Source organism: Enterobacter sp. 198 (genome assembly GCF_009025585.1).
Classification (GTDB): domain Bacteria; phylum Pseudomonadota; class Gammaproteobacteria; order Enterobacterales; family Enterobacteriaceae; genus Enterobacter; species Enterobacter ludwigii.
The window spans coordinates 75,407-98,167 of the sequence record NZ_WCIM01000034.1 but is presented as its reverse complement, the minus strand read 5'-3'; the positions used below and the strand labels follow the sequence as shown (position 1 = coordinate 98,167).

Here is a 22,761-nt window from a genome sequence, read left to right as displayed (position 1 = left end):
GTAACCCCCGAGAAAACAGGTTAAATGCGGCGGATAGCCCGCCGCAGGATAAAAATCAGTAGCTGCTTGCGCTCTTACCGTCGCCGTGACCCAGCGCTTTCAGCAGGCTCGCCAGCAGGCTGGATGCACCAAAGCGATAATGACGGGAATCCGCCCACGCCGGGCCAAACAGTTCATCGGCAATCGCCAGGAACTGCTGCGCATCTTCAGCCGTGCGCACGCCGCCTGCAGGTTTGAAGCCCACGGTCTTTTCCACGCCCATATCACGGATCACTTCCATCATGATGCGCGCGCTTTCCGGCGTTGCGTTCACCGGCACTTTACCGGTAGAGGTTTTGATGAAATCCGCACCCGCGTTGATGGAGATTTCGGACGCTTTACGGATCAGCGCTTCTTCTTTCAGCTCACCGGTTTCGATGATCACTTTCAGCAGCACGTTTGCCGCTGCACAAGCGTCTTTACACGCTTTCACCAGGTCAAAACCAACCTGCTCGTTACCGGCGATCAGCGCACGGTACGGGAATACCACGTCCACTTCGTCAGCGCCGTACGCGATGGCCGCGCGGGTTTCCGCCAGCGCAATCTCGATGTCGTCATTGCCGTGCGGGAAGTTAGTCACGGTTGCAATGCGTACATCCGACGTGCCCTGCTCTTTCAGCGTCTTACGGGCAATGGGGATAAAGCGCGGGTAGATACAGACGGCTGCAGTGTTCCCGACGGGCGTTTTCGCCTGATGGCACAGGGCGATGACTTTCTCATTGGTGTCGTCATCATTCAGGGTGGTCAGGTCCATCAGTTTCAACGCGCGCAGGCTGCTTGCAGTTAAATCGGTCATAACATTCTCCAACGGCATCGCCGTATAAATTTCACCTTGCGGTCTGTGACTATTCTAACATCCAGCCGCACTTACACTTCGACATTCATCACAGTTAATGAAAACTGCGTACAAATTTGCATTACTGTAATGAGATGAACTTCAAATTTTACTGCTGTCGCTGCTGATTAAAGCAGCGATACCCGGTGTGGGATCAAAAGTCCCCCCGGGATGACTTCCTACAATTCGGTCATCATCCGCAGAACCATAAAGGAAGCGAATATGTCCCACGCCAGCCCTCACGCACTGCAACAACGTTGCCAGCAAATTGTGACAAGCCCGGTATTGACCCCCGAGCAAAAACGTCATTTTCTGGCGCTGGAAGCGGAGAATAATCTTCCCTACCCCGCGCTGCCTCAGGCCGCTCGCACCGCGTTGGAAGAGGGATTTATCTGCGACATGTTCGAAGGCCATGCGCCTTATAAACCGCGCTATGTTCTGCCTGATTACGCCAGATTCCTCGCCAACGGCTCGGCATGGCTGGAACTGGAAGGGGCAAAGGATCTGGATGACGCGCTCTCACTGCTGACCATCCTGTACCACCATGTTCCTTCTGTCACATCGATGCCGGTCTTCCTCGGTCATCTTGATGCATTACTGCAACCGTATGTTAATATTCTAACACAAGAAGAAATCGATAGCCGAATAAAACGTTTCTGGCGCTATCTCGACAGAACGCTTCCGGATGCGTTTATGCATGCCAATATTGGTCCGGCGGACACGCCCGTTACCCGCGCGATTTTACGCGCTGATGCAGAGCTGAAGCAGGTCGCACCGAATCTGACCTTTATTTATGATCCCGATATCACACCGGATTCGCTGCTGCTCAGGGTGGCCGAAAACCTCTGTGAATGCAGCAAACCCCATATTTCTAACGGCCCGGTGAATGATAAAATTTTCACAAAAGGCCGTTATGGCATCGTGAGTTGTTACAACTCCCTGCCGCTGGCAGGCGGCGGCAGCACGCTGGTGCGCCTGAACCTGAAGGCCATTGCCGAACATAGCGACTCGCCCGAAGACTTTTTTAGCCGTACGTTGCCCCACTACTGCCAGCAGCAACTGGCCGTCATCAATGCCCGCTGCGAGTTCCTGTATCAAAAATCCGGCTTCTTTGAGAATAGCTTCCTCGTCAAAGAGGGGCTGATTGATCCCGACCGCTTTGTGCCGATGTTCGGCATGTACGGCCTGGCCGAAGCGGTGAACGTGCTGTGTGAGAAAGCGGGTTCCCCGGGCCGTTACGGTAAAGACGACCAGGCCAACGCGCTGGGGTATCGCATCAGCGAGCAGCTCGCGGCGTTTGTTGAAAACACGCCGGTGAAATACGGCTGGAAACAGCGTGCGATGCTGCATGCCCAGTCCGGAATAAGCTCTGATATCGGTACGACGCCGGGCGCGCGGTTGCCTTACGGGGAGGAGCCGGACCCGATTAGCCACCTGCTGAGCGTGGCGCCACACCACAAGCACTATCACGCCGGGATTAGCGACATCCTGACGCTGGACGAGACGGTCAAACGCAACCCGCAGGCCGTGGTGCAACTGTGTCTGGGTGCGTTCAATGCCGGAATGCGGGAGTTCACCGCCAACGTGGCCGGTAACGATCTGGTACGCGTGACCGGATATATGGTGCGGTTGTCCGACCTGGAGAAATACCGTGAAGCAGGGTCACGCACTAACACCACCTGGCTTGGAGAAGAAGCCGCCCGACACACCCGCATCCTGGAGCGCCAGCCACGCGTGATAAGCCATGAACAGCAGATGCGCTTTAGTTAGTCAGGTGATCCCCTTCTCCTGCGTGGACGGGCCGGGCAGCCGCCTGGCTCTGTTTCTCCAGGGGTGCAACCTGCGCTGCAAAACCTGCCACAATCCGTGGACCATCGGACGCTGCAACGACTGCGGCGACTGCGTACCCCACTGCCCGCACGATGCGCTGAATATACAGGCCGGGCGGGTCTGGTGGCAGGAGAGTCAGTGTCAGCAGTGTGATACCTGCCTGCAGTTGTGCCAGCAGCAGGCAACGCCAATGGCGCACCGTTTTAGCGTCGACGAGATCCTCACTCAGCTCTCTAAATCCGCACCCTTTATTGAAGGTATTACCGTGAGCGGCGGTGAAGCGACAACGCAGCTACCGTTCCTGGTGGCGCTCTTCACGGCGATCAAAGCCGATCCCGCCCTGCAACACCTGACGTGCCTGGTGGACAGCAACGGTCTGTTAGGGGAAACCGGCTGGCAAAAACTGCTGCCGGTATTCGACGGAGCAATGGTGGATTTGAAGGCCTGGGGGAACGAACACCATCGCTTCCTGACCGGACGCGAAAATCCGCAGATTAAGCACAGTATCCGCTGGCTGGCACACCATCAGCGGCTGGCGGAACTGCGGTTACTGGTGATCCCGGAGCAATGTGATTATCTGGAGCATCTCAAAGCGCTGACGGCGTTTATCCACGCGTTGGGCAATGTCCCGGTACGCATTAACGCCTTTCATGCTCACGGCGTTTACGGTGAAGCGGCGTCCTGGCGCAGCGCCACGCCCGAAGATATTGAGCCGCTGGCACGGGCGCTGGAACAACAGCAAATCGTGGTGATCCGACCGGCGCTTTATCTATAACGTAATACCAAATACCGCGCGGGTATTCTCCAGCAGGGCATGCGCAATCACCTCTTCCGGCTCCTCGCGCAGCTCACACAGCGTGTAAAAGACCCGAGCGGCCTGCTCCGGGCGATTTGGCTGCCCCTGAAAACCGTTGAGCGGCATATCCGGTGCGTCGGTTTCCAGTAATAATGCTTCGAGCGGCAGCTGCGCCATCACATCGCGGGTTTTACTGGCACGTGGATAGGTGATGGTACCCCCGACGCCAATTTTATAGCCCAGCGCAATAAAGCGCTGCGCCTGCTGCAGGCTCCCTGAAAAACCGTGCACAACGCCCCTTCGCGGAAGATCGATACGCTTCAGATGCATTGCCAGTTTGTCATGGGTTCGACGGGAGTGAAGGATCACCGGCAGATCGTGGCGCTTCGCCAGCCGCAGCTGCGCATCAAGGATCGTCTGCTGGCGCGCAAACTGCGGATCGTCGCGATAGAGATCGAGGCCGATCTCACCGATGGCGACAAGTTTGTCGCCATCCGTCTGCACAATGGCGTCCAGCGCGTCGATATGCTCATCAAGATGGTGTTCAATCACAATGGGATGCAGGCCGAGCGCGGCATACAGCGCCTGGTGCCGCCTTGAGAGATCCAGTACTCGCTCAAAGTATGCCGCTTCAACCGCCGGCACAATTATCGCCTCTACGCCGGCTTGTGCAGCTCGCGTGATGCTTTGCTCTTCATCCCCCGTAAACGGTGGAAAATCAAAATGACAGTGGGTATCGATAAACCGGTACGTCACGCCAGATCCTCATTATCTAACAATGCGTCATTCGCCTGCGGAGCATCCACCAGCGGCATCGCCAGCGCATCATTCGCCACCACTGCCGGTGGGGTAATAATGGCTTTATGACGATGTATAGGCGGTTGTTCAGCCAGCAGTTTGCCTATTGTCGCCAGGAAGTAACGCCCGCACAGACGCCCCGTTTTGTAATCGGTACGCAGCGCAGGAACGCGGCTGCCCAGCGCCATGCTGACCAGCGGTTTAGGCGGATAAATTTCAAATATACGCAGCTTACCCGGCGGTTTTTCAATAAAGCGCTGCATGGCGCCGTAGGTCGTTTCATGCTGCTTCGCGATATTGACCAGATGTTGCAGGCTGCTGTCGCCTAACCAGCGCTCCATGCGTTTAAACCATTGCGGGGTATAGTACATTTGCGACGGGACGGTGCGGATCACCACAATGGTTTTTGCCCCGCGTCGCGCAGCTTCCTGTACCGGCACCGCGTCACTGATGCCGCCGTCCAGATAGCTGATGCCGTCCAGCAGCGCGCCGGAACGATAGAAACCGGGAATGGCGCTGGAGGCGCGAATGATATCCAGCCAGTTCTCTTTTTGAGGAGAGAAATACCCCGGCGTGTAGTCATCACCACGGCTGGCGCACATCCAGAACTCTTTTCCGCTGTCGAACAGGCGCGCCGCCGTATCCATTGCCAGCGGCATCTGGCTTGAGGTCGAATCCAGCAGCCAGTCAAGGTCAATCAGGTTCCCGCCACGCACAAAGCGCACCGGGTTGAAAAATTCTTTCGCCGTGGTGTAGCGCATGATCACTTTTCGCGCGTAGCCGGGCTGGTTACAGACATAAGCAGAGAGGTTTTGCGCCCCGGCAGAGGTCCCGAAGTACAGGTCAAACGGGTTGAATTGTGCGCGCATAAACTCGTCCAGCACACCGGCCGTAAAAATGCCGCGCTGTCCGCCACCTTCACACACCAGCGCAAGCGGGCCTGCGCGAAACGGCTTTAACGCCAGCGGCGCAATATTGCCGAGCGTAACGGGAATTCGTTGCCCCACCTCTGCTTTCCTGTTTTCATTTTTCTGTTATGACACAGTAGCGCACCCGACCAGCGACTGAAACAAGAAAAAGCCAGTCACGAGGACTGGCTTTTTTTTGTTGAAGGAATATTGCGTTTGCTACGGACGTCGACGACCCGTAAACAGGCTGACCAGGAACAGAATAATACCCACGACGAAGACAATTTTTGCTGCCCATGCCGCTGTACCTGCCAGACCACCAAAGCCCAATGCGGCGGCAATTAACGCGATAACCAGAAATATAATGCCCCAACGAAACATAAGCTTCTCCTTTACCATAGTTAATGTCGGCCGCTAAATGTGAGCGCGCTCAGATCACTCACCGGCGATTTTCCAGAGTCATTTTTATTTCGCCCGCTGACGTTAGCCAGACGGGCGAATGGTGCAGATTTACTTCGTTTTCAGATCGTTTTTAACGCTTTTAACACCATCGATCGCTTTCGCGATGGACTCGGCGCGCTCACTTTGCGCCTGAGAATCGACCGTACCGGAAAGCTGAACCACACCATCGGTGGTTTCCACTTTCACTTTACGAGATGGCACGATGTCATCTGCTAAAAGTTTAGCTTTGATTTCGCTGGTGGTGGCTGCATCTCCGGCATACCCTTTCACCGACGCGTTTTTGCTGTCCCGAACGTGCAGTTTGTCGCTCACGGACGCTACACCTTCAACACCCTTCGCCACTTTTACCGCCTGTTCGGCCTGGGCCTGGCTTTCTACAAAACCACTCAGGGTGACAACTTTCTTGTCAGTTTTAACGGAAATATCGGTGCTCTTGATAGCTTCATCATCCACCAGTGCGGCTTTCACTTTTGCTGTGATTGAGCTGTCATCCATGAAATTACCGACTTTATTCATAGAGCTATCGATTTTTTGCCCTGCGGTATCGGCGGTGGACTGCGCTTTATCCATAGTGCTGGTTTCAGCCAGAGCAGAACCACTTACCAGGATGCTACCCAGTGTCACAGCCAGCAGAGTTTTAGAAATCTTCAGTCTTGTCATATTCATCGATGTATTCCTGTGTATACCCGTCATTCGGGCGACATACTTCCCTAATTGCTAGTTTTATATATTGCGAATGAACACACGGGCAAAATGGAGAACCCAAAGTCATGCATTGAACAGTTAATTCATCCACGCCCGGTGTTAAACACTGAGTTAAATATAGATCACTCTCACAGTGCCGCTTTCAGATTTGGGTAAAAAACGAGCAAAAGACGCGAAATAATGTTGAATTAAGAACATTCCGCAAGAGATTAATAAGACAGGAAATAAAGAAGAGCACGGCGATTGCCGTGCTCTGAGAGGGGATCAGTGTTCGCGCGTTTTGCGGAACTGGACATCAGGATAACGTTCCTGCGTCAGGTTAAGATTGACCATGGTTGGAGCGATATACGTCAGGTTATCACCGCCATCCAGCGCCAGCTGCACTTCGTTCTTACGTTTAAATTCTTCGAATTTCTTCACGTCAGAACACTCTACCCAGCGCGCGGTCGCCACGTTCACCGATTCATAGATCGCTTCCACGTTGTACTCGCTCTTCAGACGCGCAACGACCACGTCGAACTGCAGCACACCGACAGCGCCTACGATCAGATCGTTGTTAGCGATTGGGCGGAACACCTGGACAGCGCCCTCTTCGGAAAGCTGAACCAGCCCTTTCAGCAGCTGTTTTTGCTTCAGCGGATCGCGCAGGCGAATACGACGGAACAGTTCCGGTGCGAAATTCGGAATACCGGTGAACTTCATCATTTCACCCTGGGTGAAGGTATCGCCGATCTGAATCGTACCGTGGTTGTGCAGACCGATGATGTCGCCCGGATAGGCTTCTTCAACGTGCGAACGGTCGCCCGCCATAAAGGTCAGCGCGTCGGAGATCACCACATCTTTACCGATACGTACCTGACGCAGCTTCATGCCCTTTTCATACTTACCGGACACCACGCGCATAAAGGCGACGCGGTCACGGTGTTTCGGGTCCATGTTGGCCTGAATTTTAAAGACGAAACCGGTGAACTTCTCTTCTTTCGCTTCCACTTCACGGGTGTCAGTTTTACGTGACATCGGTTGTGGCGCCCACTCCACCAGGCCATCAAGCATATGGTCAACGCCGAAGTTACCCAGCGCGGTACCAAAGAAGACCGGGGTGATTTCACCGCTCAGGAACAGCTCTCTGTCGAATTCGTGAGATGCACCTTGAACCAGCTCCAGCTCGTCACGCAGCTGCGCGGCCAGCTCTTCACCCACAGCCGCATCCAGCTCCGGGTTATCCAGACCTTTTACGATACGGACTTCCTGAATGGTATGGCCTTTACCGGTCTGGTAGAGATAGGTTTCGTCTTTATAAAGGTGGTAGACACCCTTGAACAGCTTGCCGCAGCCAATGGGCCAGGTGATAGGCGCACAGGCAATTTTCAGCTCGTTTTCCACTTCATCCATCAGCTCCATCGGGTCGCGGATGTCACGGTCGAGTTTGTTCATAAAGGTGAGGATCGGCGTATCACGCAGACGGGTAACTTCCATCAGCTTACGGGTACGATCTTCTACCCCTTTCGCGGCGTCGATGACCATCAGACAGCAGTCCACCGCCGTCAGCGTACGGTAGGTATCTTCCGAGAAGTCTTCGTGCCCTGGGGTATCCAGCAGGTTGACCAGGCAATCATGATACGGGAACTGCATCACGGAGGTGGTAATGGAAATACCACGCTGCTTTTCCATCTCCATCCAGTCAGATTTTGCATGCTGGTTGGAACCACGGCCTTTTACGGTACCCGCAGTCTGAATCGCCTGTCCGAACAGTAACACCTTCTCGGTGATGGTCGTTTTACCGGCATCCGGGTGAGAGATAATGGCAAAAGTACGGCGCCTGGCCACCTCTTGCAGATAAGGAGACAACGTCATAATGAAATCTTCTATATAAGCGCGGCGTCAGGCCGCGCATCATGGGATACGAAAAATGCGGCTATTTTACCCATCAATGGGGGGCAGGCAATCATTGTTTACACAGGAGCTGCTCCAGTTCGTTCAATGACGTGACGGTCCAGGTCGGCTGGATACCTTCCGGCAACGTGCGACCGTGTGCATTCAGCCAGACGGTCGACAGGCCGGCGTTCATCCCGCCACGAATATCCGACTCCGCGGTGTCCCCGACCATCAGCACTCGTTCACGATCGGGATTGCCCGCTTGTTCCAGCGCATAATCAAAAATACGCGGATCCGGCTTAGGTACGCCCACCTCTTCAGAGATCACCAGCGCGTCAAAATGATCGCGCAGGCCCGTACGCTCAAGGCGGATCTGCTGCAGGGCGGTAAAACCGTTGGTAATAATGCCCAGCTTCGCCTTGCCCTTCAGGGCGTCCAGCAGGGAAACCGCGCCCGACAACGGCGCGCAGATATCCGCCATGGCATTAAGGAAGGCATCGTTAAGCGCACCCGGGCTGACGTTTAACCGCTCGGCCCAGACATCAAAGCGCTGGTGCTGCAGCTGTAACGCGGTGATGGCACCGTTCTGGTAATCCACCCACAGCGGTTTGTTTACCGCCTGATAGTCCTGAAAGTCTTCAGCGGTGAAGGTAACGCTATAATCGAGAAACATCCGCTGTAGGCCGCCAAACGAGTCAAACGTAAACAGCGTTTCGTCGGCATCAAAGAAAATCCAGTCCCATTTCATCGTTACAACCTTATTTTAGTTATCCAAGCGGCAGAGCCATTATGATGGCGTCTTCACGTCCCTCTGCGGTGGGGTAGTAGTTACGGCGGATAGTCGCCTCGTTAAAGCCTAAGCTTTCATAGAGTGCGATGGCGGCGACATTCGACGCGCGCACCTCCAGCCACAGGGTGAAAACGTCACGGGTTTCGAGCTCGCGAATGAGATACTCAAGCAGTTCTCTTCCCAGCCCCCGGCGCTGATACGCGGGGTCAACCGCGATATTAAACAGCGTCGCTTCGTCCAGAACGACCTGCGTGATGGCAAAAGCGGCCATCGTGCCGTCGACGTCCAGACGGTAATTCAGATACCGCTCGCCCTGATTGCTGGCGAGGGTTTTTTCGCTCCATGGAAAAGCATGGGCGCGCGTTTCAATCGCGTACGCCGCGGTCAGATCAGGCGTCGTGAGGGAAGAAATCGTGTTCATATTCGCAGATTTGTTGCCATAGCGCGCTGCGCGCTTTTGGGTTGGCTTTCAGTTCGTCCAGCGCTGGCGAGCAGATCTGGCTCCCTTCCAGGGAGACCTCATCGATGTCTCCCATACGCCAGCTGTTGCAGCGGCTGTCGGATGGCAGCATGGTGACCCTGTCTGGCGTAAGCTGTAAAACCTGTTCAGTGGTCAGCTTCAGGCTACGAAGGACATCACCAATAAGGGGTTCATTCAGGGCAGGCAGTTCCTCCGCCACCATCACCAGCCGGACGTGCGCAGGGATGGAGATGGCGATTTCGCCCTGCAACGCCGTCGGGCGACGCAAGGCCCACTGGGTGATGCCCAGTTGCTGCAACTGCCAGTCTCGTCGGGATGTCATAGGGAAAACTCCTGTCTCTCAGGCGCGCAAATATAGCAAATGTGTCGAAACTGCGCCATCTACCTACTATAATCCCCGCCTGAGTTAATTGAGGAACAATTCATGTCTGCATTTACCCCGGCAAGTGAAGTCTTGCTGCGTCACAGTGATGATTTCGAAGAAAGCCGTATTCTGTTTGCCGGAGATATGCAGGATGACCTGCCCGCACGTTTCGACTGTGCTGAAAGCCGTGCCCACACCCAATATTACCACCACTGGCAGGTACTGAGCCGCCAGATGGACGACCGCGCGCGCTTTAGCCTGGTCGCTGAACAGAGCGACATCGCCGACTGCGACACGCTCATCTACTACTGGCCGAAGAACAAGCCAGAAGCCCAGTTCCAGCTGATGAACCTGCTTTCTCTGCTGCCCGTTGGCTGCGATATTTTTGTGGTCGGTGAGAACCGCAGCGGCGTTCGTAGCGCAGAACAGATGCTGGAAGGCTATGCGCAGCTGAATAAAATCGACAGCGCCCGTCGCTGTGGCCTGTATCACGGCCGTCTGGAAAAACAGGCGACCTTTGATGCTGAGAAATTCTGGGATGAGTATCAGCTTGACGGTCTGACCATTAAAACTCTGCCAGGCGTCTTCAGCCGCGACGGTCTGGACGTGGGCAGTCAGCTGTTGCTCTCCACCCTGACGCCGCATACGAAAGGCAAAGTGCTGGATGTCGGCTGTGGCGCGGGTGTACTGGCAACCGTACTGGCGAGCCATTCGCCAAAAGTGCGCTTAACCCTGTGCGATGTGAGCGCCCCGGCGGTTGAAGCAAGCCGCGCAACGCTTGCCGCAAACGGCCTGGAAGGCGACGTGTTTGCCAGCAACGTCTTCTCTGATGTGAATGGCCGTTTCGACATGATCATCTCCAACCCACCGTTCCACGATGGTATGGAAACCAGCCTTGAAGCGGCGCAAACGCTGATCCGTGGTGCAGTACGTCATCTGAACAGCGGGGGGGAACTGCGTATCGTGGCTAACGCCTTCTTGCCGTACCCGAAAGTGCTGGATGAAACCTTTGGCTTCCATGAAGTCATCGCCCAGACGGGTCGCTTTAAGGTTTACCGCACCGTGATGACGCGTCAGGCTAAGAAGTAATCCCCTTATCTGTCAGGCCGGATACGCGTAACCGCTATCCGGCAAAACCGGGCGCTACCATCGGCCATTTTTGCAGCAATCAAAACAGCGTGCGCATTTTTCTGTTGACGTAAAGCTGAAAACATCTAGAATGCGCCTCCGTGGTTACGATACTTTTACAGTGTCGATGGTATGCGAAGGTGGCGGAATTGGTAGACGCGCTAGCTTCAGGTGTTAGTGTCCTTACGGACGTGGGGGTTCAAGTCCCCCCCCTCGCACCAATTATCTTACATCCTTTCTGACGTTCTTCTCGCTTTCCGCTTATTTCAAACTCATCAGTATCACCAGAATTCCACTGACCAGTGCTACGCATGACGGCAGTAACACAAAGTGGCGTAGCTGTTTATGCCAGATCATCCCTGACGTCACTAACAGTCCTAACACAATGAGCGCTTTCCAGACATCAATGGAGAGATCGGCAAACATCAGACCGCCAAGAATCGCCCCCGGCAGTAACACTCCCCAACCACTTCCCAGCGCCCTGTTCAACATGGTTCGCCCTCTCACACTGATAATGATAACCAATATCATATGATATCAATTATCATTTGTCAGCACGATTAATCAAAAACTCTCCCCCTTTACCTTTCCTGTAATGACAGGAAATGCCTAAGGTGATAAATTGCTCACCTGTTAACTAGACCTAAAGTTTTTCTGATAATTACTCTTTGAGTTTTTTGCATCTTTCATTGCGAAACAACACCTATTTACCTGTTTTAATTAAATATTAATAAAAACGCACTACTATGACATCACAATCCTGGCGGTCTTTGGTCCACAGTAAATATCAATTATCGTTACGTTTATTTTTATTTTTGAACGCGACCTCAGCTGTGTTCTCGGTAACAAACCCGCTCTATTCTATTCGCCTGTTATCGGTCCCTCTGATTTCTATTTTTGTTATCAGCATCGGGCTACTCGTCTGGCACTGGAAAAAGAGAACCCGCAAGGTAAATATTCCTGCCGTTTCAGCGATCTTCGGTATTTTATGGGCGTGGCAGGTGGCCTCGAAATTTTCGTTAATTACCCACGATCAGGCGACCTATTTGATCATGGCATTATTAACGGTACTGTTTATTGGTACGCTGGCCTTCGCCAGTAATATCAAAGCATTTACGCTGCACTCCTTCCCCACCTTTATTGTCTGCCTGTGGTTAAGTAATCATGATATATGGCTGAGAATGACCTATTCTTTCGCACTTCCTGTGGTAGCAATTGCGATTCATAACATTTTGCAAAGACGTAACGATCGCTTCGCGCAGGAACTGCTTTCCCGTTTGCTGGAGGAGCGTGAGACCCTCACCGATCTGAGCATGATGGACCCGCTTACCGGCCTTTATAACCGTCGCGGACTGCAAAGCCGGCTGGAGAATCTTCCGGCAGTGGAGAACGGCGAGCACTTTGTCCTGCTGATGGATATCGACCACTTTAAAGCCTACAACGACCACTACGGCCATATGATGGGCGACCAGGCGCTGATCCGGGTCTCTGCTGCCATCCGTGATGCCGTGCGTTCACGTGATATTGTGGCTCGCTTCGGCGGGGAAGAATTTATGGTTCTGCTGACCAATATTTCTCTCGAGCATGCCCGCCAGACGGCAGAGCGGATCCGCCAGAAAGTCTACGATTTAAAAATCCCGCATATGTTCAATGAAAGCGTGGCGACAAACGTCACCATCAGCATTGGAATTGCCATTTTTGAGGATGAAGATGCCGAAGGCGCACTGGAGAAAGCGGACAAAGCCCTCTACGAAGCAAAGCATATGGGGCGCAATAACATCCTGCTGAGCGAAGAGCTTCAGACCGCGTAAGCGCGGCGTCATATAACGCGGACAAAAGTCTTGCCATCGGTATGAGCAATAGTTAGGATTGGCAATCATTATCATTTAGATTTGTATCTCTACTATGGCCACTCATACCGCACAAATCGTTGAACCCCTTCTCTGGAGAGCCCGCCTCCCCACCGGGAATGTTTCGCTTGCGGATGCCATCAGGGATAAGATCGCTAAAACCCGCGCCCACCTGCTGGACTTTATCAGGCTGGATGAAGCGCACCCGCACCACGCCATGACGCTGGAAGAGTGGCGACAGCCGTCGACACTGCAGTCGTTGCTGGCAACCTATTCCGACCATATCTATCGCAATCAACCGACCCTTACGCGGGAAAACAAACCCCTGCTCTCCCTATGGGCGCAGTGGTATATCGGGCTGATGGTGCCCCCACTCATGCTGGCGCTGCTCACTCAAAAGGGCATGCTGGAACTCTCCCCGGAATATTTTCATGTCGAGTTCCACGAGACCGGCCGTGCGGCCTGTTTCTGGATTGATCTCCACGAAGACCAGAATGCGGAGCACCTCTCTGCTCAGGAACGTATGGAGCAGCTCATAACTCGCGCCCTGATCCCGGTGGTGGATGCGCTGGAAGAGACGGGGGAAATCAACGGGAAGCTTATCTGGAGCAATACCGGGTATTTAATCCACTGGTATTTGACGGAAATGAAACCTCTGCTCGGTGATGAGAAGGTCGAGGCCCTGCGCCAGTCCTGTTTCTTTGCAAAACAGCTTTCCGATGGCCGCGATAACCCGTTATTCCGCACCGTGGTCCTTCGTGACGGGCTTCTGGTTCGTCGCACCTGCTGCCAGCGTTATCGCCTGCCGGACGTTCAGCAGTGTGGAGATTGTACGCTCAAGTAAGGTCAGGTGTTGCCGGGCCGCATTAACGCTGACCCGGCACCCGTTTCTCACGCTACCTGCTGATTTTCCTCTTCCGCATTACGTTGCGCTTCTTCCGCTTCCTGCTCCAGCAGCTGCTTCTCATACACTTTAAAGAACGGGAAGTAGATGATGGCCGATACGCACGCCAGGACCACCACCAGAATGGCTGCACGGAAATCCCAGCCCAGCGCCCATGCGGCACCTACCGGTGCAGGTGCCGTCCACGGCACAACGGAGATCACGCGGCCAATCAGATCGAACTTCATCGCCGACCAGGCCAGCACGGCGTTAACCATGGGTGCCAGCAGGAACGGAATAAAGAACACCGGGTTCATGACAATCGGCGTACCGAAAATAACGGGTTCGTTGATGTTAAAGAGGCTTGGCACCACGCTCAGGCGGCCGATAGAACGCAGATGAGCGGAGCGGCTGCGCAGGTAGCAGAACACCAGCCCCATCGTGGCACCTGACCCCCCGATGACGATAAAGAACGTCCAGAACGCTTCCATAAAAATATGCGGCAGCGGCTGGCTGGCGGCCAGCGCGGTCTGGTTAGCGCCCAGGTTGGTCAGCCAGAACATCTGCAACATCCCGGAGACAATCGCGGCACCGTGGATCCCGGCGAACCACAGCAAATGCCCAATCAACACCGCCAGCAGGATTGCCGGCAGGGAGTCTGCGGCGGAAACCAGCGGTTTGAAGACAGACATAATCGCCTGCGGGATCAGCATGCCAAACTCAGACTGAATCACCAGACTCAGCGGGTAAAGCGTCAACACCACCACCAGCACCGGGATCAACAGATCAAAGGAGTTTTTGATCATCGGCGGAACCTGGTCCGGCAGACGGATCCCGATGTTATGCGCTTTGAGAAAACGCATCATCTCAACGCAGTAGATAGCCACCAGAATCGCGGTAAAAATGCCTGTCCCGCCGAGGCTGTCGACCGGAAGCGTGCCTTTGGTTTTCGGCGCCGCGACCAGCAGAAACGCCATCAGCGACAGCATGGCGCACATAAACGGGTCTAACTGATGCGATTTGACATAGTGTTTGCCAAGGTTATAGGCAATGGCCGCGCAGATATACAGGGACATAACGCCCATGGTCATATCAAACGGCGTGAGGATCTGACCTTCAAATTGCTTCGCCATGTCCAGCCAGGCGCGCGCGAAACCCCAGGTGGTATCAGGCGAAAACGGTGGATACGCGAAGACGAGTAAAAATGAACCCACAATCATGAACGGCATCGCGGAGATAAAGCCATCACGAATAGCCATAACATGACGCTGGGAGGAGATCCGCCCGGCAATCGGGCTGACGTAATTTTCTACAAAACGAAATATCAGATTAAACGCAGCATGGTTGGCAGACATAGCAGATCTCCTTTCAGACGTTTATGACGGGCGCATGCACGCCATACGTTGGTCCATACATCACCTTCACAACCTTGCCGGCGCGTTTACCAGCGGTACTGCTCAGACGGAATGGTTTCATATTTAGCTCTTATTATTGGATACAGGGGACGTTACATAGTCAGTATTAATCTCTCACTCACGGTCTGCAACCGGTTACTGTAACCGGTTTCTGTGAATGTGAAGGCGATCCAGAAATCGACCGTGTGGGATATTTGTTACTGAAGAGATATTTACAGAGCATAAATTCTTATGACAGATTACGCGGGATATTTGTCAGGAGGAAACAATGAGTTTGCAGTCTGTACAGCAGTTTTTTGCCGACAACGCTCCGGATATAGAGGTTATTGAACTTAGCCAGAGTACCGCAACCGTTGCGTTGGCTGCTGCCGCCCATCGTGTTGAGCCGGGACAAATCGCCAAGACGCTGTCATTGAAGGTTAAAAATGACGTCATTCTGGTGGTCGCGAAAGGTGATGCGCGTCTGGATAATAAAAAACTGAAAGACACGTTTGGCGCAAAAGCACGCATGCTCAGTTGTGATGAAGTGGTGACCATCACGGGTCATCCTGTTGGCGGCGTGTGCCCGTTTGGGCTGGAAAATCCGCTCGCGGTTTATTGCGATATTTCACTGAAGCAGTATGCTGAAGTGCTGCCGGCCGCGGGTGCAATTCACAGTGCCGTGCGTATTTCACCAGACAGAATGGCAGAACTGACGTCCGCAAAATGGGTGGATGTTTGCATCTGAATGAGGCGCCAGAGCCTGTCTGGCGCACAGATATCAGCTTATAAAAATGTCGGCTGGCTTAATACTGATGTTCGCGGATCCCGGGCCGGGAGATGAGTCAGAATATCTGCCGCATCAAGCAGTCCCACGTCAGAATTGACCCCAAGCTTCACCATCGCATTAAACTTGTGCGCCCGGATGGTCTTAATATTGCGCTCAAGCTGCGCGGCGATTTCAGGAATAGAAAACCCGCAGGACATATACCGCAAAATCGCCCGCTCCGTTGGGCTTAACATCCTGTTTTGACTCTTGTACCAGTGGTTGAGCATATTGTCATTGATGTGCAGCGTTTCACTCAGCAACACCAGCAACTCCTCCTGCAGGCGGTCGAGCGACACCGATTTACTGACGACACCGTGAAGGCGTGAAGGGGAAAGATGGCTGATTAACCGCGCTTCCATTTCATCTGCCGCCAGGATGATGCGCTGAATATGATTATGCGTAAACGCGAGATCCCGCAGGGATGCCAGGCAGTTTCGACGCTCTTCTCGCGCATCAGAAAGTGAATAGATCAGCGAGAAAAAAGAGACATGAGGAAGCGCCTTCTTAAAGCTGTCAAATTCACTGAACATGTGCAGTTGATAATGGCTGAGCGTGGGCAGTGCAAACAGGTGCTCCAGCCCGACGGCACTCATCGCGCAATTTTCGATGACGGCAATATGTCTTGTTGAACCGGTTTTATCCATTCCTCGAACTCTCCATAGGCTGACATTAAACTCAGCTCTCTCAATCCCTGAGTACTGTTGATCCAGGCGTACAGATCGGCATTACTCCGTAATGACAACCGTCGCATCGCACTGTTTTTCTGTGCACTGATCGTTTTATTGCTCTTCTTGAGCAAAGTGGCAATTTGGTTAATCCCCCAGCCCTTGCCTAACAGACGCAATACCTTGCGTTCAGAGTGGGTGAGCGCAATGACCCGGTCGTCTTCATCATCGTTACAGGCAGGCTCGGGCGTTAATAACGTCTGGCTTATCCGCTCTGCCCGTTCACTGCCTGCACGGATGGCGTTAATTACGCCTTCTATCGGCTCCATATCAGAAAGCAACGTGCTTTCCGGACGCATCAGCAGCTCAACGGCAATAGGGTAAAGCGGCCGGGAGACTAAAAAAATCCAGTGAATATCCCGATATTGATTTAATAAACCGTAATATTCTTCGAGCGTGCCCCGGGGATTCCTGTATTCACCTGAAATATCAGCGATAATGACGTCTGCACGCCGTAACTGCAGCAGGGTTAATTCCTGCAGCGAACGGCAAAACGTTAAATCAAAATCGGCAAAATGGCGTGTCATCACGCCCCCCAACCCGTTTTGCATTACGGGTATCCTGCTAATGACGACGCCATGTTTACCATTCAATGACGACATAGACCCTCCGTGTCCATTTTCATATGATGAGTAACGTTAAAACGCATCAAGGTATAAGTGTATTCGTCCCTGAGTGTAAAACTGATTAATACAAGCAGAAGATGAGATGTGTGCTTCATTTAAGAAATGCCTAAAACAGCGGTAATATCTCACAAAGCACAGATAAATTTAATTATAAAGGCCTTAAAATAATTAAAATATAAACTTAGTAAAACTAAATATAAATATCTTATATTTCTCAATTAATAATTCATCATATTTATGACCCAAAACCGCATCCCGCCGCCAGACAGCCCGCAACTGTTTGCATAAATCTTGATCTGACCCACAGCTAGAGGCACTGCAGTTTGTGCTAAAAGTAAGCATGACGGGCCATCAGGCAAGCTATTCACCTTCTCTTCAGGACATGACATGCAGGCAGATCGATCAACGCAGCGTGCCATCACGCGGCTCTGTATTCAGTGCGGTCTTTTTCTGCTCCAGCACGGGGCGGAAAGCGCGCTGGTCGAGGAACTTTCCACCCGGTTGGGGCTGGCGCTGGGTATGGACAGCGTTGAGAGCGCCATTTCATCCAATGCTATCGTGTTGACCACCATAAAAGACGGTCAGTGCCTGACCTCCACCCGCAAAAACCACGACCGCGGCATCAATATGCACGTTGTAACCGAGGTCCAGCATATTGTCATTCTTGCTGAGCATAAGCTTCTCGACCTGCACGACATTGAAAAACGGTTCAACCAGATTAAGCCCTTACGTTATCCCCGCTGGCTGGTGGTGTTAATGGTCGGGCTGTCCTGCGCCTGTTTTTGTAAGCTCAACAAAGGCGGCTGGGACGGCGCGGTCATCACCTTTTTCGCCAGCAGCATCGCCATGTACGTGCGCCAGCTCCTGACGCACCGCCAACTCCACCCGCAAATTAATTTCTGCATTACCGCTTTTGTCGCCACCACGGTTTCTGGCCTGCTGCTTCGTCTGCCGCAGTTTGCCAACACGCCGACGATTGCCATGGCGGCCAGCGTGCTTCTGCTGGTGCCCGGCTTCCCATTGATTAACGCCGTAGCCGATATGTTTAAGGGTCACATCAATACCGGTCTGGCACGCTGGGCGATTGCCAGCCTGCTGACGCTTGCAACCTGCATTGGTGTGGTAATGGCCATGACACTCTGGGGGTTACGCGGATGGGCGTGATCGATTTTCTGCTGGCGCTGGCGCAGGATATGCTGCTGGCCGCGATCCCTGCCGTCGGTTTTGCGATGGTCTTTAACGTTCCGCAACGCGCGTTACCGTGGTGCGCGCTGTTGGGTGCTATTGGTCATGGCTCGCGAATGGTGATGATGACGGCGGGATTCAACATTGAATGGTCAACATTTATGGCCTCAATGCTGGTCGGTAGCATCGGAATTCAGTGGTCGCGCTGGTATCTGGCGCATCCCAAGGTGTTCACCGTCGCCGCCGTTATCCCGATGTTCCCCGGCATATCTGCCTATACGGCCATGATTTCCGCGGTAAAAATCAGCCATTTCGGCTACACCGAACCGCAAATGATCCTCCTTCTGAGCAACTTTCTTAAGGCTTCGTCCATTGTCGGTGCGCTCTCTATCGGACTGTCGATCCCCGGACTGTGGTTGTACCGCAAACGTCCACGGGTTTGAGATTTGTGTTATTACGCTGCCGTGAGGATAATCACTCCAATCCGTTTGGTGACGATAAGGAAAGGATGTGGCTAACCCAGGCAGCGAACTCCCCGAGCACAATGAAGAATCCAGCCTGAAAGAGAAAATCTTTCAGAGCGCTATCACGCTGTTTGCCGAATACGGGTTGAACGGTGCCCGCATGGAACAAATTGCGGAGAAAGCTGGCACCACCAAACGCATGGTTGTTTACCACTTCAAAAACAAAGAGAACCTGTATCTTCTCGTACTGGAGTATGTTTACACCCAGATCCGCGCCAGTGAACAGGCGCTCAGCCTGGCGGGAATGCCCCCTGTCGAAGCGTTGGTTCATCTGGTTGAAGCCACCTTTGACTACCATGCCGACCACCCGGATTACATCCGCATTATCTGCATGGAAAACATGCAGCGCGGCCGTTTTATGCAGCAGTCCAGCTACCTACGCCAGGTCAACCGCAGCGCGCTTGATCTGCTTGAAGCGATCCTCCGTCGCGGGAAAGAAAAGCAGTTGTTCAATCAGACGGTTGAAGCCCGCGATCTGCATCGTTTGATCAGCAGTTTCAGCTTCCACTACGTTGCCAACAGCTACACCTTCACCCTGCTGTTTGAAGAGGGTGCGGACGAACAGGCACAGCGCCAGCACTACCGCAAAATGGCCGTTCAGGTGGCGCTCCGTTATACTTGCCCATAAAATAGCTTGCAATTAAGTCGTACACTATCTATATTTATCTCATGAACGCGAAAACGAACGACACGACCGCTGCGCTCCTGCTGGATAACCAGCTCTGCTTTGCTCTCTATTCAGCAAATCTGGCGCTGAACAAGCTGTACCGGCAACTGCTGGCACCGCTGAACCTGACTTACCCGCAATACCTGGTGATGCTGGTGCTGTGGGAGCAGGATGACATCACGGTGTCGGACATCGGTGAACGGTTGTTCCTTGACTCTGCCACGCTGACGCCGCTGTTGAAGCGTCTGGAAAGCGCGGGGCTGATAAACCGCCACCGCTCACGTAAAGACGAGCGTCAGGTCGCCGTCACCCTGAGCGATGCGGGACGTCATCTCCAGCAGCAGGCTTCCGGGATCCCCCATGCAGTGGGATGCGCCGCCCAGTGTGATACTGAGACCATGCTGTCACTTAAGCAGCAGCTGGAACGTTTGCGACAACAGATCCAACGCGCGTAAGGCTATACTTTACGCGTATTTATTTATCCATATATATCGCACGCTATTTAATAGCACACATTAATGTAAGATGAGGAATCTGCCATGTCTTTAGAAAAAGTTGTCTACACTGCCAAAGCAAAAGCTACCGGAGGCCGTGATGGCCGTGCGACCTCTTCCGACGGCGTACTGGACGTTAAACTCGGCGTGCCAAAAGAGATGGGCGGCATGGGCGGTGACGTCACCAACCCTGAGCAGCTGTTTGCTGCCGGCTACTCTGCCTGCTTCCTGGGTGCCATGAAGTTTGTAGCCGCTCGCGACAAATTTACCCTGCCGAAAGAGGCCTTTATTGAAGGCGAAGTGGGGATTGGGCCGCTGCCAACCGGTTTTGGTATCGAAGCAAAACTGAACATCCACGTTGAAGGAATGGATCCTGCAGAAGCCAAAAAACTGGTCGATGCAGCACACATTGTGTGTCCGTACTCTAACGCGACCCGCGGTAACATCGACGTAACGCTGAACATTATCGCCTGATAACTGCCTGATGGCGTTACGCTTATCAGGCCAGCTGTTGTCGCCCCGGCAGGCATCGCGCCGCCGGGAAAAACCCCTCCTTCCCTTCCCGCTCTCTGTGCTACCATAAGCCCATATCACGCCCGTAGTTATCAGTAGAGTAAGCGTTATGTCCTCCAGAATTCTGACCACCAGCATTGCTGGTATTGATGCCTTTATGCGCGATCCCCGCGGTGTGCTGACCCACGCCGAAGGCGGCACGGTTGCGGTATTTGCTGACAACGCTCCGGCGTTTTATGTCATCACACCGGAACGTCTGGCACAGCTTCTGGAGATTGAAGCGCAGTTGTCCCGCCCGGCGAGCGACGTAACCCTCGATAACCAGTTCTTTGACGAGCCGGTTAACGTCCCCATGGCCGTTCCCATGGGAAAATTTGCCCTGTATGCGGGCTGGCAACCTGATGCTGATTTTCAACGGCAGGCGGCATTGTGGGGCATAGCGTTAACGCAACCGGCTACCCCCGAAGAGCTGGCCGCGTTTACCGCCTGGTGGCAGGCGGAAGGCAAAGTATTCACCCATATTCAGTGGCAACAGAAGCTCGCGCGTCATCTGCAAATTAATCGCGCCAGCAATAACGGCCAGCCAAAACGTGATATCAACGCGTTTTCCGAACCGGATAAACAGATCCCTAATGGATTCCGAGGTGCGAAATGAAGAACGTCGGCGACCTGATGAAACGTCTGCAAAAGATGATGCCAGCCAACGTGAAGCCCGCCTTCACGACGGGTGAAGAACTCCTGGCGTGGCAAAAAGAGCAGGGTAAGATCCGCGCCGCCGCGCTGGCCCGCGAAAACCGGGCGATGAAAATGCAGCGCACCTTTAACCGTTCCGGTATTCGCCCCCTGCACCAGAACTGCTCATTTGATAACTATAAAATTGAGACCAACGGGCAGATGAATGCACTCGCTGCCGCGCGTCAGTACGTGGATGAATTCGACGGCAATATCGCCAGCTTCATTTTTAGCGGCAAGCCTGGCACGGGGAAAAACCACCTGGCGGCCGCTATCTGTAACGAGCTGCTGCTGCGCGGGAAATCGGTGCTGATCATCACCGTGGCCGATATCATGTCCGCCATGAAAGACACCTTCAGCAACCGCGAAACCAGCGAAGAGCAACTGCTTAACGACCTGAGTAATGTCGATTTACTGGTTATTGATGAGATTGGCGTCCAGACCGAATCCCGCTATGAAAAAGTGATCATTAACCAGATTGTCGATCGCCGCTCTTCCTCCAAACGCCCCACCGGCATGCTGACTAACCATAACATCGACGAAATGACCCGCTTGCTGGGCGAACGCGTCATGGATCGCATGAAGCTCGGGAACAGTCTGTATGTCATCTTCGACTGGGAAAGTTACCGCAGCCGTGTCACGGGTAAAGAGTATTAAGATATTTCCAGGAAAGACCGGTGGCCCGGAGGTATATACTGACTCCACTTTCGCCCCAAAACGGACCTTTTTTGAGTAAGCCATTATGAAAAAACAGTTTCTTTTCAGCACCGTATTAGGCGCCCTGCTGGTTACCGGCGCGGCACAGGCCGCATCCTGGCAGGATTCGCTGTCCAGCGCAGCGAGCGAACTGACCAAAGAGAGCAGCAGCACCCAGGGCGGACTGTCAGCCTCTTCCCTTACCGGCCTGCTGGGTAACAGCACCCAGAGCCTGAGCGCAGGCACAATGAACAACGCCGCGGGGATTCTGGAATATTGCGCGAAGCAAAAACTGGCCTCCGTGACCGACGCGCAAAACGTGAAAAATCAGGTGCTGGGCAAACTCGGTCTGGATACACAGGAGCAGAAACAGGACACCAACTATATGGATGGTATTCAGGGCCTGCTGAATGCGCAAAACGGTCAACAGCTCAACCTGAGCACCATCGGCAACTCCTCGCTGGCGAAACAGGTGAAAACCAAAGCCTGCGATCTGGTGCTGAAACAAGGCGTTAATTTCATCTCCTGATCCCCGCCTGTATTGCCATTACACGCCGCGTTTAAGACGTTACTCTTTTAACGCGGCGTTAAAGCCGTCTTTTTCCTGTCTGCCACCGTCTGAGCGTCCATAT

At 53.5% G+C, this 22,761-nt stretch carries 27 protein-coding genes and 1 tRNA gene; 15 read left to right on the top strand and 13 right to left on the bottom strand.

Annotated elements, in window-relative coordinates:
• Positions 1 to 55: 55 nt before the first annotated feature.
• A complete protein-coding gene (deoC, locus tag F8561_RS23050; RefSeq protein WP_226778119.1) occupies positions 56 to 835 on the bottom strand; it encodes a deoxyribose-phosphate aldolase in 780 nt (259 codons plus the stop codon).
• A gap of 261 nt (positions 836 to 1,096) precedes the next feature.
• Between deoC and F8561_RS23045 the strand changes: the two genes are divergently transcribed.
• Both F8561_RS23045 and F8561_RS23040 read left to right on the top strand, forming a co-directional pair.
• Positions 1,097 to 2,644, top strand: coding sequence for a YjjI family glycine radical enzyme (locus tag F8561_RS23045; RefSeq protein WP_151888012.1), 1,548 nt, complete (start codon positions 1,097 to 1,099; stop codon positions 2,642 to 2,644).
• Positions 2,619 to 3,479, top strand: a complete 861-nt coding sequence (locus F8561_RS23040; protein ID WP_020885284.1) for a YjjW family glycine radical enzyme activase — start codon at positions 2,619 to 2,621, stop codon at positions 3,477 to 3,479. Before F8561_RS23045 ends, F8561_RS23040 begins: the two co-directional genes overlap by 26 nt.
• Here F8561_RS23040 and F8561_RS23035 read toward each other — a convergent pair.
• From F8561_RS23035 to F8561_RS23000, 8 genes are all read right to left on the bottom strand, one after another.
• The gene (locus F8561_RS23035) at positions 3,474 to 4,256 is read right to left on the bottom strand and encodes a TatD family hydrolase (protein WP_151888011.1); all 783 of its coding nucleotides are present in this window, start codon (positions 4,254 to 4,256) and stop codon (positions 3,474 to 3,476) included. The two genes, F8561_RS23040 and F8561_RS23035, sit on opposite strands and share 6 nt — an antisense overlap.
• A complete protein-coding gene (locus F8561_RS23030; RefSeq protein ID WP_025205520.1) occupies positions 4,253 to 5,305 on the bottom strand; it encodes a patatin family protein in 1,053 nt (350 codons plus the stop codon). Before F8561_RS23030 ends, F8561_RS23035 begins: the two co-directional genes overlap by 4 nt.
• Before the next feature lie 120 nt (positions 5,306 to 5,425).
• Positions 5,426 to 5,587 (bottom strand): DUF1328 domain-containing protein, encoded by a 162-nt coding sequence (locus tag F8561_RS23025; protein ID WP_003856556.1) that lies wholly within the window; start codon positions 5,585 to 5,587, stop codon positions 5,426 to 5,428.
• 129 nt (positions 5,588 to 5,716) lie between these two features.
• On the bottom strand, positions 5,717 to 6,334 hold the full coding sequence (gene osmY / locus F8561_RS23020) for a molecular chaperone OsmY (protein ID WP_020885287.1): 618 nt from the start codon (positions 6,332 to 6,334) through the stop codon (positions 5,717 to 5,719).
• A 303-nt stretch (positions 6,335 to 6,637) separates the two neighbouring features.
• Positions 6,638 to 8,227, bottom strand: a complete 1,590-nt coding sequence (gene prfC, locus F8561_RS23015) for a peptide chain release factor 3 (protein WP_014168520.1) — start codon at positions 8,225 to 8,227, stop codon at positions 6,638 to 6,640.
• 91 nt (positions 8,228 to 8,318) lie between these two features.
• On the bottom strand, positions 8,319 to 8,996 hold the full coding sequence (gene yjjG / locus F8561_RS23010) for a pyrimidine 5'-nucleotidase (protein WP_151888010.1): 678 nt from the start codon (positions 8,994 to 8,996) through the stop codon (positions 8,319 to 8,321).
• Between the two features lie 19 nt (positions 8,997 to 9,015).
• Positions 9,016 to 9,459 (bottom strand): ribosomal protein S18-alanine N-acetyltransferase, encoded by a 444-nt coding sequence (gene rimI / locus F8561_RS23005; protein WP_014168518.1) that lies wholly within the window; start codon positions 9,457 to 9,459, stop codon positions 9,016 to 9,018.
• Positions 9,428 to 9,841, bottom strand: coding sequence for a DNA polymerase III subunit psi (locus tag F8561_RS23000; protein ID WP_014168517.1), 414 nt, complete (start codon positions 9,839 to 9,841; stop codon positions 9,428 to 9,430). Before F8561_RS23000 ends, rimI begins: the two co-directional genes overlap by 32 nt.
• 102 nt (positions 9,842 to 9,943) lie before the next feature.
• Between F8561_RS23000 and rsmC the strand changes: the two genes are divergently transcribed.
• Both rsmC and F8561_RS22990 read left to right on the top strand, forming a co-directional pair.
• Positions 9,944 to 10,972: a 16S rRNA (guanine(1207)-N(2))-methyltransferase RsmC gene (rsmC, locus tag F8561_RS22995; protein ID WP_014168516.1), complete on the top strand. Its 1,029-nt coding sequence runs from the start codon at positions 9,944 to 9,946 to the stop codon at positions 10,970 to 10,972.
• Positions 10,973 to 11,145: 173 nt separating this feature from the next.
• Positions 11,146 to 11,232: transfer RNA gene (locus tag F8561_RS22990), tRNA-Leu, on the top strand.
• Positions 11,233 to 11,272: 40 nt separating this feature from the next.
• Here F8561_RS22990 and F8561_RS22985 read toward each other — a convergent pair.
• Positions 11,273 to 11,542: a DUF1435 domain-containing protein gene (locus F8561_RS22985; RefSeq protein ID WP_192938275.1), complete on the bottom strand. Its 270-nt coding sequence runs from the start codon at positions 11,540 to 11,542 to the stop codon at positions 11,273 to 11,275.
• A gap of 215 nt (positions 11,543 to 11,757) precedes the next feature.
• Between F8561_RS22985 and F8561_RS22980 the strand changes: the two genes are divergently transcribed.
• Both F8561_RS22980 and fhuF read left to right on the top strand, forming a co-directional pair.
• Entirely contained in the window at positions 11,758 to 12,822 is a 1,065-nt protein-coding gene (locus F8561_RS22980; protein WP_020885291.1) for a GGDEF domain-containing protein, read from the top strand.
• A gap of 94 nt (positions 12,823 to 12,916) precedes the next feature.
• Positions 12,917 to 13,705, top strand: a complete 789-nt coding sequence (gene fhuF / locus F8561_RS22975; RefSeq protein WP_020885292.1) for a siderophore-iron reductase FhuF — start codon at positions 12,917 to 12,919, stop codon at positions 13,703 to 13,705.
• Positions 13,706 to 13,752: 47 nt separating this feature from the next.
• Here the strand turns inward: fhuF and F8561_RS22970 are convergent, their stop codons facing one another.
• Positions 13,753 to 15,099 carry a PTS sugar transporter subunit IIC gene (locus tag F8561_RS22970; protein WP_025205610.1) on the bottom strand — a complete coding sequence of 449 codons (1,347 nt, stop codon included), beginning with the start codon at positions 15,097 to 15,099 and terminating at the stop codon, positions 13,753 to 13,755.
• Positions 15,100 to 15,427: 328 nt separating this feature from the next.
• Between F8561_RS22970 and F8561_RS22965 the strand changes: the two genes are divergently transcribed.
• Complete coding sequence (locus F8561_RS22965; RefSeq protein ID WP_014168511.1) at positions 15,428 to 15,886, top strand: YbaK/EbsC family protein; 459 nt, start codon at positions 15,428 to 15,430, stop codon at positions 15,884 to 15,886.
• A gap of 38 nt (positions 15,887 to 15,924) precedes the next feature.
• Here F8561_RS22965 and bglJ read toward each other — a convergent pair whose 3' ends face one another.
• The gene (gene bglJ, locus F8561_RS22960; protein WP_032681707.1) at positions 15,925 to 16,560 is read right to left on the bottom strand and encodes a DNA-binding transcriptional activator BglJ; all 636 of its coding nucleotides are present in this window, start codon (positions 16,558 to 16,560) and stop codon (positions 15,925 to 15,927) included.
• The gene (locus F8561_RS22955; protein ID WP_014168509.1) at positions 16,557 to 17,294 is read right to left on the bottom strand and encodes a helix-turn-helix transcriptional regulator; all 738 of its coding nucleotides are present in this window, start codon (positions 17,292 to 17,294) and stop codon (positions 16,557 to 16,559) included. Before F8561_RS22955 ends, bglJ begins: the two co-directional genes overlap by 4 nt.
• A gap of 411 nt (positions 17,295 to 17,705) precedes the next feature.
• On the opposite strand from F8561_RS22955, the gene F8561_RS22950 reads away from it, so the two are divergent.
• From F8561_RS22950 to F8561_RS22915, 8 genes are all read left to right on the top strand, one after another.
• On the top strand, positions 17,706 to 18,482 hold the full coding sequence (locus F8561_RS22950; protein WP_014168508.1) for a threonine/serine ThrE exporter family protein: 777 nt from the start codon (positions 17,706 to 17,708) through the stop codon (positions 18,480 to 18,482).
• Positions 18,473 to 18,946, top strand: a complete 474-nt coding sequence (locus F8561_RS22945) for a threonine/serine exporter (protein ID WP_020885295.1) — start codon at positions 18,473 to 18,475, stop codon at positions 18,944 to 18,946. Before F8561_RS22950 ends, F8561_RS22945 begins: the two co-directional genes overlap by 10 nt.
• Positions 18,947 to 19,013: 67 nt before the next feature.
• Positions 19,014 to 19,655: a TetR family transcriptional regulator gene (locus tag F8561_RS22940; RefSeq protein ID WP_020885296.1), complete on the top strand. Its 642-nt coding sequence runs from the start codon at positions 19,014 to 19,016 to the stop codon at positions 19,653 to 19,655.
• A gap of 41 nt (positions 19,656 to 19,696) precedes the next feature.
• Entirely contained in the window at positions 19,697 to 20,149 is a 453-nt protein-coding gene (locus tag F8561_RS22935) for a MarR family winged helix-turn-helix transcriptional regulator (RefSeq protein ID WP_014168505.1), read from the top strand.
• An 84-nt stretch (positions 20,150 to 20,233) separates the two neighbouring features.
• Positions 20,234 to 20,662, top strand: a complete 429-nt coding sequence (locus tag F8561_RS22930) for an organic hydroperoxide resistance protein (protein WP_006174091.1) — start codon at positions 20,234 to 20,236, stop codon at positions 20,660 to 20,662.
• A 148-nt stretch (positions 20,663 to 20,810) separates the two neighbouring features.
• Complete coding sequence (gene dnaT / locus F8561_RS22925; protein WP_151888008.1) at positions 20,811 to 21,356, top strand: primosomal protein DnaT; 546 nt, start codon at positions 20,811 to 20,813, stop codon at positions 21,354 to 21,356.
• A complete protein-coding gene (gene dnaC, locus F8561_RS22920) occupies positions 21,353 to 22,090 on the top strand; it encodes a DNA replication protein DnaC (RefSeq protein ID WP_014168503.1) in 738 nt (245 codons plus the stop codon). The genes dnaT and dnaC overlap by 4 nt, the downstream gene beginning before the upstream one ends.
• A gap of 85 nt (positions 22,091 to 22,175) precedes the next feature.
• On the top strand, positions 22,176 to 22,658 hold the full coding sequence (locus tag F8561_RS22915) for a DUF2501 domain-containing protein (RefSeq protein ID WP_020885299.1): 483 nt from the start codon (positions 22,176 to 22,178) through the stop codon (positions 22,656 to 22,658).
• Positions 22,659 to 22,761 lie beyond the last annotated feature (103 nt).